Annotated in this window: 15 protein-coding genes, 1 other RNA gene and 1 pseudogene; 6 read left to right on the top strand and 11 right to left on the bottom strand. The window is 47.1% G+C overall.

All coding sequences use genetic code 11. The features are described from left to right. From Q0537_RS09000 to ssrA, 5 genes and pseudogenes are all read right to left on the bottom strand, one after another. Positions 1-238: pseudogene (locus tag Q0537_RS09000) on the bottom strand (IS1595 family transposase); the annotation flags it as partial. Between the two features lie 446 nt (positions 239-684). Further along, positions 685-1,020 (bottom strand): DUF3969 family protein, encoded by a 336-nt coding sequence (locus Q0537_RS08995; RefSeq protein WP_299227359.1) that lies wholly within the window; start codon positions 1,018-1,020, stop codon positions 685-687. Continuing rightward, positions 998-1,417 (bottom strand): hypothetical protein, encoded by a 420-nt coding sequence (locus Q0537_RS08990; protein WP_299227356.1) that lies wholly within the window; start codon positions 1,415-1,417, stop codon positions 998-1,000. Before Q0537_RS08990 ends, Q0537_RS08995 begins: the two co-directional genes overlap by 23 nt. Before the next feature lie 96 nt (positions 1,418-1,513). Further along, entirely contained in the window at positions 1,514-1,858 is a 345-nt protein-coding gene (gene imm40 / locus Q0537_RS08985; protein ID WP_299227351.1) for an Imm40 family immunity protein, read from the bottom strand. 237 nt (positions 1,859-2,095) lie between these two features. After that, positions 2,096-2,457, bottom strand: a transfer-messenger RNA (tmRNA) gene (gene ssrA / locus Q0537_RS08980). Positions 2,458-2,555: 98 nt separating this feature from the next. On the opposite strand from ssrA, the gene panB reads away from it, so the two are divergent. The 6 genes from panB (at position 2,556) to Q0537_RS08950 (ending at position 8,442) form a co-directional block, all read left to right on the top strand. After that, positions 2,556-3,353 (top strand): 3-methyl-2-oxobutanoate hydroxymethyltransferase, encoded by a 798-nt coding sequence (panB, locus tag Q0537_RS08975; protein ID WP_299227347.1) that lies wholly within the window; start codon positions 2,556-2,558, stop codon positions 3,351-3,353. A gap of 63 nt (positions 3,354-3,416) precedes the next feature. Further along, a complete protein-coding gene (locus tag Q0537_RS08970) occupies positions 3,417-3,683 on the top strand; it encodes a hypothetical protein (RefSeq protein ID WP_297944502.1) in 267 nt (88 codons plus the stop codon). After that, positions 3,680-4,084: a type II toxin-antitoxin system VapC family toxin gene (locus tag Q0537_RS08965; RefSeq protein WP_299227343.1), complete on the top strand. Its 405-nt coding sequence runs from the start codon at positions 3,680-3,682 to the stop codon at positions 4,082-4,084. The genes Q0537_RS08970 and Q0537_RS08965 overlap by 4 nt, the downstream gene beginning before the upstream one ends. Positions 4,085-4,188: 104 nt before the next feature. After that, complete coding sequence (locus Q0537_RS08960) at positions 4,189-4,863, top strand: hypothetical protein (protein ID WP_299227340.1); 675 nt, start codon at positions 4,189-4,191, stop codon at positions 4,861-4,863. Between the two features lie 787 nt (positions 4,864-5,650). Further along, a complete protein-coding gene (gene ruvB / locus Q0537_RS08955) occupies positions 5,651-6,667 on the top strand; it encodes a Holliday junction branch migration DNA helicase RuvB (RefSeq protein WP_299227337.1) in 1,017 nt (338 codons plus the stop codon). Between the two features lie 185 nt (positions 6,668-6,852). Continuing rightward, on the top strand, positions 6,853-8,442 hold the full coding sequence (locus Q0537_RS08950; RefSeq protein WP_299227335.1) for an AI-2E family transporter: 1,590 nt from the start codon (positions 6,853-6,855) through the stop codon (positions 8,440-8,442). A gap of 906 nt (positions 8,443-9,348) precedes the next feature. On the opposite strand, the gene Q0537_RS08945 is transcribed toward Q0537_RS08950, so the two are convergent. The 6 genes from Q0537_RS08945 to napA are packed head-to-tail and all read right to left on the bottom strand — an operon-like array spanning position 9,349 to position 15,768. After that, positions 9,349-9,684, bottom strand: coding sequence for a chaperone NapD (locus Q0537_RS08945; RefSeq protein ID WP_299227332.1), 336 nt, complete (start codon positions 9,682-9,684; stop codon positions 9,349-9,351). Continuing rightward, positions 9,681-10,877 (bottom strand): hypothetical protein, encoded by a 1,197-nt coding sequence (locus Q0537_RS08940; RefSeq protein ID WP_299227329.1) that lies wholly within the window; start codon positions 10,875-10,877, stop codon positions 9,681-9,683. The genes Q0537_RS08945 and Q0537_RS08940 overlap by 4 nt, the downstream gene beginning before the upstream one ends. A 9-nt stretch (positions 10,878-10,886) precedes the next feature. Beyond that, positions 10,887-11,420, bottom strand: coding sequence for a nitrate reductase cytochrome c-type subunit (locus Q0537_RS08935; protein ID WP_299227326.1), 534 nt, complete (start codon positions 11,418-11,420; stop codon positions 10,887-10,889). Continuing rightward, the gene (gene napH / locus Q0537_RS08930; protein ID WP_299227323.1) at positions 11,417-12,226 is read right to left on the bottom strand and encodes a quinol dehydrogenase ferredoxin subunit NapH; all 810 of its coding nucleotides are present in this window, start codon (positions 12,224-12,226) and stop codon (positions 11,417-11,419) included. The genes Q0537_RS08935 and napH overlap by 4 nt, the downstream gene beginning before the upstream one ends. Next, positions 12,223-12,981 carry a ferredoxin-type protein NapG gene (gene napG, locus Q0537_RS08925; RefSeq protein WP_299227321.1) on the bottom strand — a complete coding sequence of 253 codons (759 nt, stop codon included), beginning with the start codon at positions 12,979-12,981 and terminating at the stop codon, positions 12,223-12,225. Before napG ends, napH begins: the two co-directional genes overlap by 4 nt. A 3-nt stretch (positions 12,982-12,984) precedes the next feature. Then, positions 12,985-15,768 (bottom strand): nitrate reductase catalytic subunit NapA, encoded by a 2,784-nt coding sequence (napA, locus tag Q0537_RS08920; protein ID WP_299227318.1) that lies wholly within the window; start codon positions 15,766-15,768, stop codon positions 12,985-12,987. Positions 15,769-16,017 lie beyond the last annotated feature (249 nt).

The raw sequence follows: 16,017 nt of genomic DNA, 5'->3' as shown, positions 1-16,017 counted from the left end.
CGAAATAGCTTTCATCTATTTCTATCTCGCCTGAAAACTTACTTATTTTTTCACACTCGCTAGCCATTAAAATTCTGATATTTTTTAGAATTTTGTTGATGGGAATTCTAGAAATCCCAGTTAAATTTGCTATTTTAGTAGCCTCTATATCCTCTACAAAGTACTTGAGAATTTCTCTAAATTTCTTCTCTAAAATTCGGGAACGATAGATATACTTGTTTTTCATCGACAGGATCATAGTTAAAAACTCCTTTGAAAGTTTTTAACTTGTCTTGAGCCTAAATTTATATCACAGCATCGTGACTTTAAATTTTACTTTTGCCTTTATTTAAAATACAAAAATATACGTTTGTAATTCCAATTTAAGAATTTTATCTACAAAGTTTATTCTTAACTAATAGTCTAAAATTAATAAAATCATCGAGCATAAGGCAGATATATCAAACTCCTTAAATCTTAAAATTTGCCGATTCATCTAAAATCTATGATTTATATTGTGACACCGATCTTGTTAATAGCATTATTGAGTATTGAAAGGACTTAAATTTACACAGAGTTTCTATCGTGACGTTAAAATTTTAAAGGTTCAAGATAAGTTAAAAATTCCTTGAAAGTTTTTAACTTATCTTGAGTCAAATTTTATTTATCCGCTCGCCTGCTCGCAAAGACGGAAGTTATGGATGCTTATTCTTCATCTATAATTATCCATCTTTTTCTAGATTCTTCATCGTATTGCTTTAAAATTTCTATTATTCTATTCTGCAATATTTGCAGGGTTTGCATATATTTTGTAGGAATTAGTTCAAAAATATCCTCTAATTCGCAGCACTCGATTATTATATCTATAATGCATTCATTAACCTTATTTTTTTCCAAATGCGTTGAGATATAGGGTGAAAACAAAATTCTTTGGCTTTCATCTATGGTAATCGCCTGGTGCTCCAATGCCTGCAATGAACCTAGCGCCATCAATAAAATTGCCCTCTCGCTTACCATGTCAATATTTTTTTCTAATATCATTTGAATCGCTCCGCCCGTATTTAATTTTATCTAAAATCATACAAATCTTCCTCTCGTCTATCTCCCCATAAAGGCAAGGGTTTGCCAGCTCAAATATGATCTCTTGCAAAATTTCATCCTCATATCCTATGTCCTCGCGGCACTCGATTAAATTTGCCCACTCCTCAAGGAGGTCATATGAAATTTCTTTATCGATGACCCTATTTAAGATATTTGCGATGGTATTTTGAGTTATCGTTACAAGCTCCGATTCGCTATCAAAGCCTATCTTTGCTAAGTCACTTTTTATCGCGCTTATATCTTTGGTGAAATTTATCAAATTTAATAAAATATCTATTTTAGCCATCAATGCCGCATTCGCCCTCAAGCCTCTATAGCCATATCCTTGTCTTTTCATAAAGCTTCGGTTCTAAAATTCTAAATTTCATATTGTTTTTCCTTTTAAAATTTAATCGGTTGCCGATATTTTATTCGCGCAATCCAATTAAAATTTTCATTTGGGCACCCGCCCGGGGCCAATGGCTGGATAATATATAAAATCATCTCCGTTTTTAGCGCGATAATTAGTGATATATTGGATCGCCACTTCGAATGCATTATTAACTCCCCTGTTGGTACTCCAGCCGTCGTATGTGATGATGGGCTCATTACCGCTTAGGCGATATACGTCTCCTCCTAGGATAATCATACCTTTATCTCTTGTGATTTTTAGCACCTCCATTACATCGTCAAATTTCCAAGCGATTTCATAAAAACCGAGCTTCTCTCTTAAGTTTATACCGCGCTCCAGTAGATCCTGCGGCACTATATTTACAAAATCCTCATCTGTAAACAACATAATTCGCTCCTTTTAAGTAAAAGATTATTGCCATTGCCATTTTTCTATTTCGTCTTTTTTTACAAAAACCCCCTAATGCGAAAAAGCCCCTGAATTAGTCCCTTATTTTTTCGGAAAAGATTATATCTAAAATAAAAATGAAAGGAGAGAAAAATAATCGAAATATAAGATAAGCACCTATATACGGGAATTAAAGAGAAGTAAAAAGAAGTGATTGAAACTTAAAGATAACTTAATTGGTGGAGGTGTGCGGGATTGAACCGCAGTCCGAAAATAAACGACCAAAGCCTCTACATGTTTAGCAAAAGTGAAGTTCTCGCGCAGGCTCGCTCACTTTCCAAAACGACCCGCCGGCGCAAAGACTAGGATTTCACCCTACGGCTCGTCACGCCGCAGAGCTACGCTATCGCAGATTACCCGCCGCCGCGCTTAGATAGTATCGGCGCAGAGCAGGGCTCGACTGGACTTACGCAGCTTTAGCGTAAGCAGGAGCAAATTTAACGTTGTTTGCGTTTAAATTTAGTTTGGATTTTATACGCTGTATCCAAAGCGACATGCCGCCTTGACCCATCCGTTCCCGTCGAAGCCAAGTCACCCCCGAAAGAATGCGCGCGCATTTTACTTTAAAATTTTATAAATGTCAAATTCGGCTTATGCTAAAATTGTATTTAAATTTTAATCTAGCAAAGGAGTCAAAATGTCAAAAATCACGCTTTCTAAATTATACGAGATGAAAAAATCCGGCGAAAAGATCGTGATGATCACTGCCTATGACGCGCTTTTTGCTAAAATTTTCGACGACGAGGTCGATATGGTGCTCGTAGGCGACAGCCTAAATATGAGCTTCGGCGGGCACTCCGAGACCCTGGGTGCAAGCGTAGAGCAGATGATCTATCACGCGCGCGCCGTAAGACGGGGGCTCAAGCGAGCGTATATGGTCGTGGATATGCCGTTTTGCTCGTGCGCGACGCCAGAGCTCGCACTGCAAAACTGCGCCAAAGTCTATGAGAGTACCGGCTGCGACGCCGTTAAGATCGAAGGCGGCGCGCATATGGCAGATACCGTGGCGCTGCTTAATCGAAACGGCATCGCCGTGATGAGCCACATCGGGCTAAAGCCGCAGTTTTCGCGCTTTACTGGCGGCTACAAGGTAAGCGGACGCGGAGAGGAGGGTGCGCGCGAGGTCTTAAGCGACGCCAGAGCACTTGCCGAGGCGGGCGCAGTGCTACTGCTGGTCGAGGGGACGATCTGCTCGGTCGCAAATCAAGTGGCACTCGGCACTGACGTGCCCGTCATCGGTATCGGCGCGGGCGCGGGCATAGACGGACAGGTGCTCGTGTGGAGCGATATGTGCGGATTTTTCACGGAGTTTCGGCCGAAATTCGTTAAGCGTTATTTAGACGGCGCTGCGCTGGTAAAAGGCGCGGTGCGCGAATACGCGCGCGAAGTGAAGGACGAGAGCTTCCCAAGCGAGGAGTTTGAATATAGGCAGTAGCGAGATTTGGGCTAAATTTTAAAAATTTATATATTCTAAAACCAATAAATAAAAGGAGCATAGATGAAAGTCAAAGCAGCTAACGATAAAACTTTAAAAGTATTTAAAAGCGGCAACTCCTTAGCGCTTCGTATCCCGAAATATCTAAATTTAGAAGGCGTTAAGGAGCTTGCGATAAAAGAGCTTAGCGATACCGAGATAACGCTTAGTATCCCCAAACGTAGCGGCGAGTGGGATGGATTGCTTGCGACGCTGGCAAAATTTAAAAACGCGGAGATTAAGCGCGGCAAGCAGATCCCGAGCGAGCGCGAGTTTGGATTTGATAAATGATCGTTTTAGATACGAATATTTGTATATATTTGATAAATAATGACGAAAAATACGCTCCTAAAATACTTGATCGTCTGACAAAACACCAAAGATCGGATATTTTTATCTCGCTTATTACCGTTGTCGAGCTGAGATTTGGTGCGGAAAATTCAAAGCGCAAAGAGTTAAATTTACGGCTAATAGACGAGTTTATCTCAAATTTTAACATTTTACCATTTGGCATGCGCGATGCTCAGGTATATGGTGTAGTGCGCCGCGAACTAACGGCTGTCAATCGCAAAATAGGCGACATGGATATGTTGATCGCTGCGAATGTCCTATCGCGCGGCTGCACGCTCGTTACGAATAACGAAAAATATTTCAAAAATATAAGCGGGCTTAAAATAGAAAATTGGATGTAAATTTGAAATTTTAAAATTTACGCTGCACGGCGGGCGTTTAAATTTTGCTCTCGCCGCAAATTAATCGTCAGGCCTAAACGGCTTATAAAATTTAAGGAGAAAATTTGGCTAAAGCTTTAAAAATCATCATAGCCGCGGCTCTGGGCTTGCTTTTTTGCGTAAAGGTGCTGCCGATTTTGGCGGCATTTTTCGCGTTTAATTCTTTCTTTGATAAAGATGATATGGAACTGGATAAAGCCCCGCCTATGCAAAACTACGAGCAAAATCGTGAGAAATTTCTAGACCTGTTAGCTTTTGCAGGTCGCAACTTCCCTAAAAATTTGCGCGTTACGATCCAGAGCACCTACGGCGATGAGTATATTTGGATTGATTTGGACGGCAACGAGACGAAATTTTATTCAAATTCCATTTTCAGGGATAATGCGCCGGGTATCGGCGAGGGGTTGAAACTCATCGGCTGGGACAAAAAGACGTTTGGGCAGCTAAAATCAAAGCTCGCGGCGATAAATGCCAGAACCATCGTGCTAAATAGAAGCGGCGATAGCGGGGTGCCTTGGGCGAGCATCACCTATAGTTATATGGAGCACTTTGCCGATAGCTATGAGTTTTATGTTCTCGATAGTCCAAAACTCGCCGAGCTATATGCCAAGGGCTGCTCGAAAAAATTTCAAAGCGACGGCGTAGTATTTTTATACGCAATTGAAATATCAGATTATAGAGTGCTTTGTAAGAGTGACGACGACAATAAAAGTGTCTTGATCAAAGAGAGCGATCGATAAGGCGTCGTGAGATCGCGAGGCTAAATTTAATCGCCCGAGCCCGCGTTAAGCTTAGCGGTAAATTTTACAATCCGCGCCGAATTCCAAGCAGTCGCGAAATACCAAACTCCACGCGAAATTTTACCTAGCCGTGCAAGCGCGCAAGGCAAAATTTTGCATAAAATTCTACGCAGAATTTCTTGCAAAATTTTAACCGACTGCGCGATACGGAATTCTGGCTAGCTGCGTGCCGCTAAGCTTGAAGTGCAGATTTTAACCCTCGCTGCCGCAAAAACAAAATCCGAATTAAAATTCTACGAGGTAAAATTTCGCCGTAAAATTTCGCTGTAAAATTCCAGGCGCCGAATTTCACGTCGCAAAATCTCGCGCGTATTTTTCAAACAGCCAAATTTTGCCACTAAATTCTACGCGCTAAATTTTGCACCGCCGCCCTGCAATCGCTGCTCGCGAACGCCAAAGTCTTAAATTCTACGCGATCAAATTCTACACATTAAAATTTAGCGCAGTTACCATTCGGCGCGCTGTTTGGCGGCAGCTGCGGTGAAATTCCCACTTAAGGCATAGCGGGCGTAGTGGCATGGGCGTAGTTTTAAACCCGCCGCGCTAAAATTTCGCAGTCTTTCGCGACGGGTGCTTTGCTTTTTAGCTCCAACCCTAAGCACGTACCGTAAAATTCCGCGCGGCAAATTTTATTCCGCTCGCAAAGACGGCGCCTTACTAAAATTGTCAAAATTTAGCCATTTTTCGCTACACTTGCTAAAATTTTAAAAACGATTAAAGAGAGATTATGGACAGAATTGTAGAGATCGAAAAGATGCAGCTCGATGAGAGCGTGGAGAGCTCGCTGCGCCCGTCGAGCTTCGAGGATTACGTGGGGCAGGAGAAGATCAAATCAAACCTCGCTATCGCGATCACCGCGGCGAAAAAGCGCGCCGACGTGCTCGATCACGTGCTTTTCTACGGGCCGCCGGGGCTAGGCAAAACCACGCTAGCGCACATCATCGCCGCTCAAATGGGCGCCGCTATCAAGGTTACCGCCGCGCCGATGATCGAAAAGGCGGGCGATCTGGCGGCGATTTTAACGAACATGCAAAGCGGCGACATGCTTTTCATCGACGAGATCCACCGCCTAAGCCCCGCGATCGAGGAGGTGCTGTATTCGGCGATGGAGGACTTCCGCCTCGACATTATCATCGGCTCGGGTCCCGCCGCGCAGACCATCAAGATCGACATTCCGCACTTTACGCTCATCGGCGCCACGACGCGAGCGGGCATGATCTCCGCGCCGCTGCGGGATCGCTTCGGCATGCAGTTTCGCTTGCAGTTTTACACGCACGCCGAGCTTGCGCGGATAGTGCAGATCGCTTCTGTTAAACTCGGCAAGGAGAGCGCGGCCGATGCCAGCGCCGAGATCGCGCGCCGCTCTCGCGGTACTCCGCGTATTGCGCTGAGGCTGCTGCGCCGCATACGCGATTTTGCCGAGGTGCGCGACGAGGACGCTATCTCGCACGATCGCGCGCGCGAAGGGCTTGAAGCGCTGGGCGTGGACGAGCAAGGCTTTGACGAGATGGATATAAAATATTTGGAAATTTTATTTGACGCCAAGCGCCGTGCCTTGGGGCTTAGCACGATCGCGGCGGCGCTTAGCGAGGATGAGGGCACGATCGAGGACGTAATCGAGCCCTATCTGCTCGCCAACGGCTACATCGAAAAGACCGCCAAAGGCCGCATCGCAACCGATAAGGCGCGCGAGGCGCTCGGTCGCGTGCTAAAGACCGCAGAGAGAAATCTGTTTGAGGAGTGATCTGCGGGTTTAAAATTTAATCGGGCTTTGCGGGTCTCTTGCGGTGTGTTTACGTCGCGCGCCGCCTATGGGTTATTGCTAGGCGGGTGCTTGGGCGTACACTTTGTGTCAGCCCGCCGCCTTTAGTCTTTTAAATTTTACTTCGAAATTTTAATAAACACACCCGTTGCGTCGTCGCGCGCTGTATGTGCGAGAACGCTGCTCGTAAATTCTATGAAATTTCAAAATTTAATCGAAATCTGATAAAAAAATTTATAAAATACGTCATCAAATTTCAAAAGGATAAAATTTTGCCGACGCCAAAAGATAACGCCGCAAGCCGCAATGAAAACCAGGCTGAAAACATGGCTCAAAACAACGCCGAGAATAACGCCAAAAGCGAGGCTCAAAATTTCACCGAAAATCAGACTGCAAATAATGAGGGGGGCAAAATCGAAGCCGCCGCCGAAAAAAGAGCTAAAATCGGCGCCGAAAATCAAAGCGGAAGCGGAGCCAATGTCGGTGTTGAAAGCGGGGTTAAAGTCGCTAAAGTAAATACCGACGCTGATAAAGCGGACGCAGCTGTGTTAGGCGCCGCGGAAGGCAGGACTAAAACCGCTGCCGAAAATCAAAGCAAAAACTGGACCGCAACCGACAAAGTCTCATCTGCTGGTGCTTCCGCGCTAGGCGCTGCTGCCGCTTCCGGAGCCGCTGCGGGTATGAAGGCGGGCCTTGCCAAGGCTAGCGGGCGTGCGAAAACGAGCAAGATATTTTTTATAGGCGCTACTTTGCTGATGTTTTGCTGTGTGATCTATCTGTTCTCGCCGTTTTTGATGGTGATCGCAATCGGCGTACTGATGGCGGTGGCGACCTCGGGTCTGCACACTAAAGTAACGAAGCTGTGCCGCGGCAGGCGCACGCTAGCCTCGGTGCTTAGCCTGTTTTTGCTCTGCGCACTTTTTTTCGTGCCCTTCATCTACGCAGTGATCGAGATCGCCAAAAACGCCGCGAGCTTCGATATGGCGCGCTTAAACGACGCGCTTAGCTACGTTCAGAGCCTAGACATCAGGCTGCCCGGGCCTTTTGAAAAATTTAATGCGCAGTTCCGCTCGTTTTTAGCAAACCTAGACGTTGCGGGCGTGGCGAAGCAGATCATCTCCTACCTCTCGGTCGTCGGGAAATCCAGCGCGAAATTTATCGTCGATATGGTGCTTATCGTCGTGTTTTGCTTTTTTGCATACCTCTATGGCGAGAGCTTTAAGCGCTTTTTCAAAAAAATTCTACCCGTCGAGCCCGCGCAGATCGATTATATCTTTTCCGAGACGGCAAATACGATGAGCGTCGTGTTTTACTCGACCATATTCAACGCCGTATTGCAGGGCTTTTTGTTTTCGATCATCGCGGGGATCTTCGGCTTTGACGCGCTACTGATGGGGGTGCTTTTCGCCTTCTGCTCGCTCATCCCTGCAGTCGGCGGCGCGCTCATCTACGTGCCCACAGCGCTATATGTGCTAGCGGGGGGCAGCACCTCGGGCGCGATCGTGATAATGGCGTATTGCGTGATACTGATTTCGACGCTCGCGGACAGCTTCGTAAAGCCGCTCGTGATCAAATTTATCAACTCGCGATTGGTCGAAAACCCCGCAAACATCAACGAGATGCTGATCTTCTTCTCGATGCTTTCGGGCATTAGTACGTTCGGGTTCTGGGGCGTGATCTTGGGACCCGCGATTTTAACGCTATTTATCGCTGTGCTAAATTTATACGATTATCTAAAAAAGATAGAATTCGAGTAGGGCTTGCGCCGCTTGGCGTTTTTAAATTTATAAAAATGTCGCCCGTAAAGCGCAATGCCAGCACGCCTTTGCAGCTCTTGCGCCCTTGCGGCTTTTTGTCCGTTCGCAGCTCTTGCGCGGGCACAAAGCTTTTAAATTTAAAGGTAAATTTTAATTTCAGCGCACCGCTAACTCTCTTTGAGTGCCCGCAGTATAAATTTTAAAATTTAGCTTCGGCGCGGAATTTCTACGCCTAGGAATTTTAAAATTTATGCTCTCGTTTTGAAATTTAAAAACCCTCTGCGCGCCGCAAAGCTCGTGGTCGAACGAAGGGCTGCGATACTAGAGAGTAAATGCGCGCGCTAAATTTAGCGTGTTTGACGGCGGCCTGAGCTCGCTCGATGTTTTACTGCGGCGCATCTTAAGCCGCGCGCAGAAGTAGTTTCTGCCAGAGGTCGGCGCCCCGGTCGCCGTATTTTTATAGCGCCATCCCAAACAGACGGACGTCGCGGCGGCTATAAGCCGTGGCGCCAGACGGCAGTCGCTACGGCATCGCCTTTTATGCGGCGTCTGATTTGGTACGGCATATTTTTTATGCGACGTAAAGCATAGCGCTGCGCAGAAATTTCATAAATTTAATTCGTCCGTCGCTTTTAAAATTCTGTATCGTCATAGAGTCTAATTGTAGATTTAAATTTACGGCTAAATGCAAGGCGGCGGATCAAAGGCGTAAAAATCGGCTAGGAGCGCAAAAGCGGCGTCGGGCTAGAGATGCAAAAACAGGCTAGAAGCGGTAAAGATGAGTTGGAAAATTTCAAATTCCGTGGGCGCAGATAAAATTTATACTGAAAATTTACCTAGTAGTGCAGAAACTGCCAAAAATAACAAAATTTAAGCGAAAAGCACCAATAGAGTGGTGGCGGCGGTTTAGACCCTCACCTTGCCGCCGTATTTGATCTGGCTCGGGTCTTTTTCGTCCAGCTCGCGCATTATCTGCTCGCCGTTGTCGGAGTTTGCCGCGGCGATATCTGCGTCCAGATCGGAGTATGAGTAGATCATCATAGCCTCGCTTACGCCCTCTATAGCCTCTATCGCGCGAAATGCGGCGATCTCGTCATCGAAGCTCTCCGCGCTAATCGTGGCGACCGCCTTGCCGTCCTCGCACGCTACGAACTCGCAGCCGCCGATACTTTGCAGCTGCTTGCGAAACGCCGCTACGTCGGTATTTGCGCCTAGATAGATCACGACGCTTGAAATATTCATTTTAGCCCCCAAAAGTAGATATATCTATTGTATCCCGAACCCACGAGATACTCTCCTGCGAAAAGCAGATAGTTGATGATGTCGTTGTCCAGCTCAATGCTGCGGACGATCTCGCCTGCTTTATCGATTACGCGCACGCCGTTATTGACTGTGAAAGCTCCTAGCTCGGGGCTTAGGGCCACGGCAAAAACTGCAAAATGCGCGTTATAAAATTTAGCGAAATCGCCGTTTTCGTAGTAGCACGATCTTTCTTTGTCATTCGAGCCGCTCATCATGCGATCGCCAAGCAGCGCCACGGAGTAGATCCCGTCCTTGTGCAGGGACTTTTGGCTCATAAGCTTTTTCGCTTTCGCGTCGAAATAAAATACGATACCGCCCTCGCACGAGATTAGCAGCGTCCCGCTAGCGCGGTCGTATGCGCTGCCGCCCAAAGACGCGATGGTGAGCTTTTGCTCGAAGCTTACCTTGCCGCTAGACAGGTCGAAGTATAAAATTTCGCTACCAAGACCTAGCAAAATCACGGTATTTTCGTCGTAGAAATAGACGTTTTTAATCCCCGTCATCGGCAACTTGTAGTGCGTGATCTTGCCGCCCGCAAATATACCCAGCATCTTTTCAAACGCGTCGCCGTTATACAAAAATGCGTACTTTTCGCCTAGTTTATCGACGTCGAATATGGTAGCGCTCATCGGCTCGTCTAGGTAGTTTTTGGACGAGGGCAGGGCGAAAATTAGCGTCTTGGAGATTGCGTCCGGCACGGAATTCGGGATGGAATTTTGAGCGGAATTTAATGCCGTAGAATTTTGCTTCGCGGAATTTTCTAAAGAATTTACGGCAGCGGAATTTGCGGTGGAATTTCCCGTGGAATTTACGCTTGCTTTCGCATTGAAATTCTGCGCCGCATCGGAATTTGTGCTTGCGACGGAATTTTGATCTGCGAAATTTTGTCCGGCAGCAGAATTTTGCATGGAACTCTCCACGGAGTTAATGGTGATTTTATAGAGCTTGCCGTCGTCGAGCCCTGCGTAAATTTCGCCGTCTAGACTTTTTAGCACCGCGACGTTTGCGCCTATATCGAGCCTGAAGCTAGCCCCTGCCGGCGTATCTATGCCCACAGCGTCACTAGGTATTGCAACGCCGTTGCCGGCATAGATGAAGCAGGCGCAAAGTAGCAGCGGTGGTAAAAATTTCATCGTGCGCTCCTACTCAACCTCGGCGCCTTGATTTAGCGTATCTATGAGATTAGAAGTAGAATTTGCGTCGCTAAACCTGCTAAAATCGGCTTTGAAATTATTTTTCACTAGCGGATTGGTTTGGGCTTGCGGTACGTGGCATTGCGTGCAGTTGAAGCGCTGCTCGGCTAGCGTGCCGTTTAGATCCGCGCCCGTGCGAAAGTCCACCAGGTGGCTTTTTGGAATCGGCGTAGAGCCTACATCCTTGGCAAACTCGGGCATATGGCAGGTTACGCACATATTGTTATCCTTTGTGATCGGCACGAGCCCCTCTAGGCTGTGCGGTATGAGCGGCGGAGCGTTTTCGAAGCTGCGTTCGATTTTCGAAGCGGCGCCCGGAGCGTCCTCGCTATATTTGAAATCGGGCAGGGAATTTTTATTTTGCACCGATTCGTCCACGCTTTTTATAAAGCCCAAGCTGTCGGCGTCTATGGATGCCGTCTTGTCCGCAGCAAATAGCGCCGCACAGCATGCAAGAGCCAAGCCTAAAACCATTTTTTTCATTTTTTCACTCCTAATATACTAAAATTTAACGCATCGTCGTCGCATACGTCGATGCAGCGTCCGCAGCTGATACACTCGCTGCTAACGCGCCCGTTTTCGCGCCCAACCATCTTAAGCACCTGAACTTCGGGGCAGACCATTTTGCATTTGCCGCACATCGTGCATTTATCAACCTCGTGGCGAACGCGAATGACGCTAAAATAGCTAAGCACAGCCCAAAATCCGCCGAGCGGGCATAGCCGCGAACAGATCGTGCGATCGCCTGCAAAAATTTCAAAAACCACGATCAGTAGCGCGATTGCAAACGCACTAGCACTCAGCGCTATTACGGCGCGCGCGAAAAGCGAGATAAAGCTTACGCTCTCAAACGCCGCAAAGCTGAAAGCTCCGCTGCAAATGAGCGCTAGCACCGCTAGGACGTAGCGAGCTTTGCGATTTACGCTAACGAGTTTAGTCGTTATGCCAAGTCTTTTACGAAGCCATGCGGCAAGATCGGTCAGTAAATTTATCGGGCATATCCATGAGCAATATACTCGCGGCGCTATAAGCGCATAAAATGCGCCTACGATAAGCGCTCCGATAACCGCCGTAGCGCCCAAAGAAAAGCTAGCTAGCAGCATCTGCGCCGTCGCAAACGGATCGCTTAGATTAATCGTGCCGAAAAGTTTCGACGAGCTTAGATTGCCCTTTAGAATTCCTGATAAAATTCCGTTTTCGCTCGCGGATTTGAAGGCGAAATTATTTCCCAAAATAAAAAGGACTAGAATAGAAATTTGGCTCAAACGCCTTAAAATAGTGTATTTCATTGCCTAGTCCCCTCCATTAGATCGTCCTCGTTTAAGTAATCCTTACTTTTTTGCGGATCGAGCTTGATTTTGGTGTCTGCGTCCTTTAGCTTCGCGTCGTCGCCCTTGATCCAACCTTTGACGTAGTTGTCGCTAGAAATTCCTATGACGCGCTCGCGCTCCACGACGCTGATAGCCGCCTTTTTCGTGACGCAGGCATGCTCGCATTTGCCGCAACCCGTGCAGTAGTCGCTATCTACGACAGGCACGAGCAGGGCGTGCTTTTCGGTGCGGTTGTTGTGACGATAATCGATCCTGAGCGCCTTGTCCATTACGGGGCAGCTTCGCACGCACGCGTCGCATTGGATACCAGCATAAGCGATGCAATGCTCGGTATCTATGACCGCAACGCCCATTTTGGATAGACGCACATTAAGCTTGGAGTCTTCGCTTACCAGGCTTTTTTCTAGTGCGTCGCTAGGACAGGCTGCGACGCAAGGTATGTCGTCGCACATATAGCACGGAATTTCGCGCGGGATAAAAAACGGCGTGCCGTTTGCAATAGCATGATCGCAAAAGCTCGCAAGCTTAAGCGTATCAAATGGGCACGCCTCGACACAAAGTCCGCACCTTAGGCATTTGCTAAGAAATTCTTTCTCGCCTATAGCTGCGGGCGGGCGGAGTTTGGCGTGCTCGCTAGAGTTTGCGACTCCGAGCCCCAGAACGCCTACGCCAGCAGCTAAAGAAAGAATACCTAAGACCTCACGCCTATCCATAATTTACGCCTTGTAAATTTTAACCGCGCATTTTTTGTAGTCGGTCTCTTTTGAAAGCGGGCAGGTATGATCGAGCGTGACGCGGTTGATATAAACTTTCTCGTCAAAAAACGGCACGAAAATAAGCCCTTTCGGCGGAATGTTACGTCCGTGAAAATCCACGCGAGCTTTGACTTTGCCGCGGCGCGACTCGATCCAGACGATTTCGTTTTGTTGTACGCCGATTTTGGCGCCGTCGGCTTCGTTCATATAGCATCTTGCCTCAGGCACCGCGCGATAAAGCTCCGGCACGCGCATAGTCATAGTGCCCGTATGCCAGTGCTCCAGTACGCGACCCGTACATAACCAGAAAGGATATTCCTCGCTTGGCACTTCTACAGGATCCATATATGGACGGAAGAAAATTTTAGCTTTATTGGCAAAGCTTGTTTTTTCTTCGCCTGAAGTAGCGGATTTCAGATCGCCACTAGGAAGCGCCGCTTTGGCGTTGCCATAAAAGGCAAAGTCACTATCCGGAGCCGCTTTTTTAGCATAAGGATCGTATTGGGCGTTAAAGCGCCAAAGCGTCTCTTTGCCGTCTACGACCGGCCATCTAAGACCGCGCACTCGGTGATATGTATCGAAATCGGCTAGATCATGTCCGTGACCGGTGCCGAATTTTCGGTACTCCTCCCAAAGATATTTTTGGATGAAAAAGCCATAGCCTTTAAATTCTTTGCCGTCGCTGCCGATTACGCCGCGTGAGTCGCCGTTTACTTCAGAGTTATCGAAGCTTGCCATAATCGGATCTTTTGCCGCGAAAGCCTGAGCGTCTTTGTTTGCAAAGAGCACTTCAAATAGTGTAGTCTCTGGCGTATAGCCGAATTCTGAAATTTTATCTAAGACACTTGGTAACGTAAGCTTATCATTTACTTTAACCTCGCCCCAGAAATCCTTGAGTTTGAAGCGCTTGGAAAACTCTAGCATCTGCCACGTATCGCTCATCGCGTCGCCCACAGGAAGGACCTGCTGTCTCCACCACTGAGTTCTGCGCTCGGCATTGCCGTATGCGCCCCATTTTTCGTAGATCATCGCGGTTGGCAGGATTAGATCAGCTACCTTTGCGCTTAGTCCCGGATACGGATCGCTTACTACGATGAAGTTATCCATCTCGCGCGCCGCTGCGATCCAGTGATTTGCGTTGGCGATCTGCTGCCATGGGTTATTTACCTGCACCCATAGCCATTTTATCTTGCCGTCTTCGAGATTGCGCAGAGCCTGTACATAATGTGCGCCCGGTTTTGGATTTATCGTGCCTTCCGGAAGCTTCCAAATTTTTTCGGAAACCTTTCTGTGCGCCGGATTTGCCACGACCATATCGGCAGGTAGTCGGTGAGAAAACGTGCCTACCTCTCTAGCCGTGCCGCAAGCGCTAGGCTGACCGGTAAGCGAAAACGCTCCGCAGCCGGGCTTGGCTTGCTTGCCGAGAAGGAAATGTACCATGTAACTTTGCTCATTGACCCAAGTTCCTCTTGAGTGCTGATTAAAGCCCATCGTCCAAAAGCTTACTACTTTGCGGTCCTTTTCGATGTAATAATCTGCCAGCTGCTTTAGCTTGGTCTTAAATGCTTCTAAATCCTCACTTTCGTCACCCTTAGCTAAAGGCGCTACAAATTCTAGCGTGTAAGGCTCTAGCGCTTTTTTAAATTCTTCGAAGCTTATGAGCCAGTGAGCATCCGATTTGTCAGAGTGTTTGTTTTCGAGTACGTCGCCCTCTTTCATACCCAAATATGCTAAGGTAACGCCCTCGGATTTGCTTAAAATTTTAGATTTTTGCTTAGCCGCGGTGTCAAGCTCGGTCTTGCGGTATTTTTTATGATTTATATCTTCTCGTAGGCCGTAGCCGATATCTACTGGACCGGTAGCGAATACGCAGTGCTCTTTAATGAATTTTTCGTCTATCATCTCGGGATGGTTATAAACGATCTCTCGCGCTATGTAGTTCCATATCGCCAAATCGGTATTCGGACGGAATATAATTTCAATATCGGCGATGTTTGAAGTGCGGCTAGAGTAGGTCGAGAGATTTATAACTTTTACGCGGTCCGGGTTGCGAAGCTTGTGGTCGGAGACGCGAGACCAAAGGATAGGGTGCATCTCAGCCATATTCGCGCCCCAAGCGATGATGGTATCAGTTAGTTCGATATCGTCGAAAACGCCCGCAGGCTCGTCGATACCGAAGGTTTGCATAAAGCCTACGACGGCGCTGGCCATACACTGGCGGGCGTTGGGATCGAGATTATTGGAGCGAAAGCCCGCCTTTACTAGCTTTGCTGCGGCGTAACCTTCCGGGATCGTGTATTGACCGCTACCAAGTACGGCAAAGCCCTCGGGACCGCCTTCGTTATAGGCTCGCCTAAAATGCTTCTCCATTTCGTCGAACGCTCGTTGCCAGCTGATTTCGATAAATTTTCCCTTTTTGTCGAATTCGCCTTTGGAATTTACGCGTAAAAGAGGCTTGGTAATGCGATCTGCGCCGTACATGATCTTGGCGTTGAAATAGCCTTTGATGCAGTTTAGACCGCGATTTACAGGCGCTAACGGATCGCCTTTAACCGCTACGATCTTACCGTCTTTAGTGGCTACCATGATGCCACAACCGGTGCCGCAGAAGCGACAGGCCGCCTTGTCCCAGCGCCAGCCTTTTTCGGCTTCTTCCGCAGCACTAAGACTGCTAGGCAAGCTGATACCTGCAACGCTACAGGCAGCCGCTGCCGCAGAGCTTTTTATAAAGTCTCGTCTATCCATGAGATTAACCTTTCGTTTAGAATTAATTTCTATTAACGTTTTGGATAATAGCATAAAAAAACGGCTTAGTCTAGATTAAAATCAAGGTTTTTTCTACATAGATTTCAGATATAAGATAATAATTTTATAAATTTTAAATTTAGTGACTCAAATTTTATCAGGATAGCGAGTTTTTGATAAATTTTAATATAGATTTTCATTTAATTAAATTAATATAATATACCGATAAATTAGCATTAAAATTTCATC

It is taken from the genome of uncultured Campylobacter sp., from assembly GCF_938017775.1.
GTDB lineage: Bacteria > Campylobacterota > Campylobacteria > Campylobacterales > Campylobacteraceae > Campylobacter_B.
The sequence above is the reverse complement of the archived record's forward strand: the minus strand, read 5'-3'. Positions and strand labels throughout refer to the sequence as shown.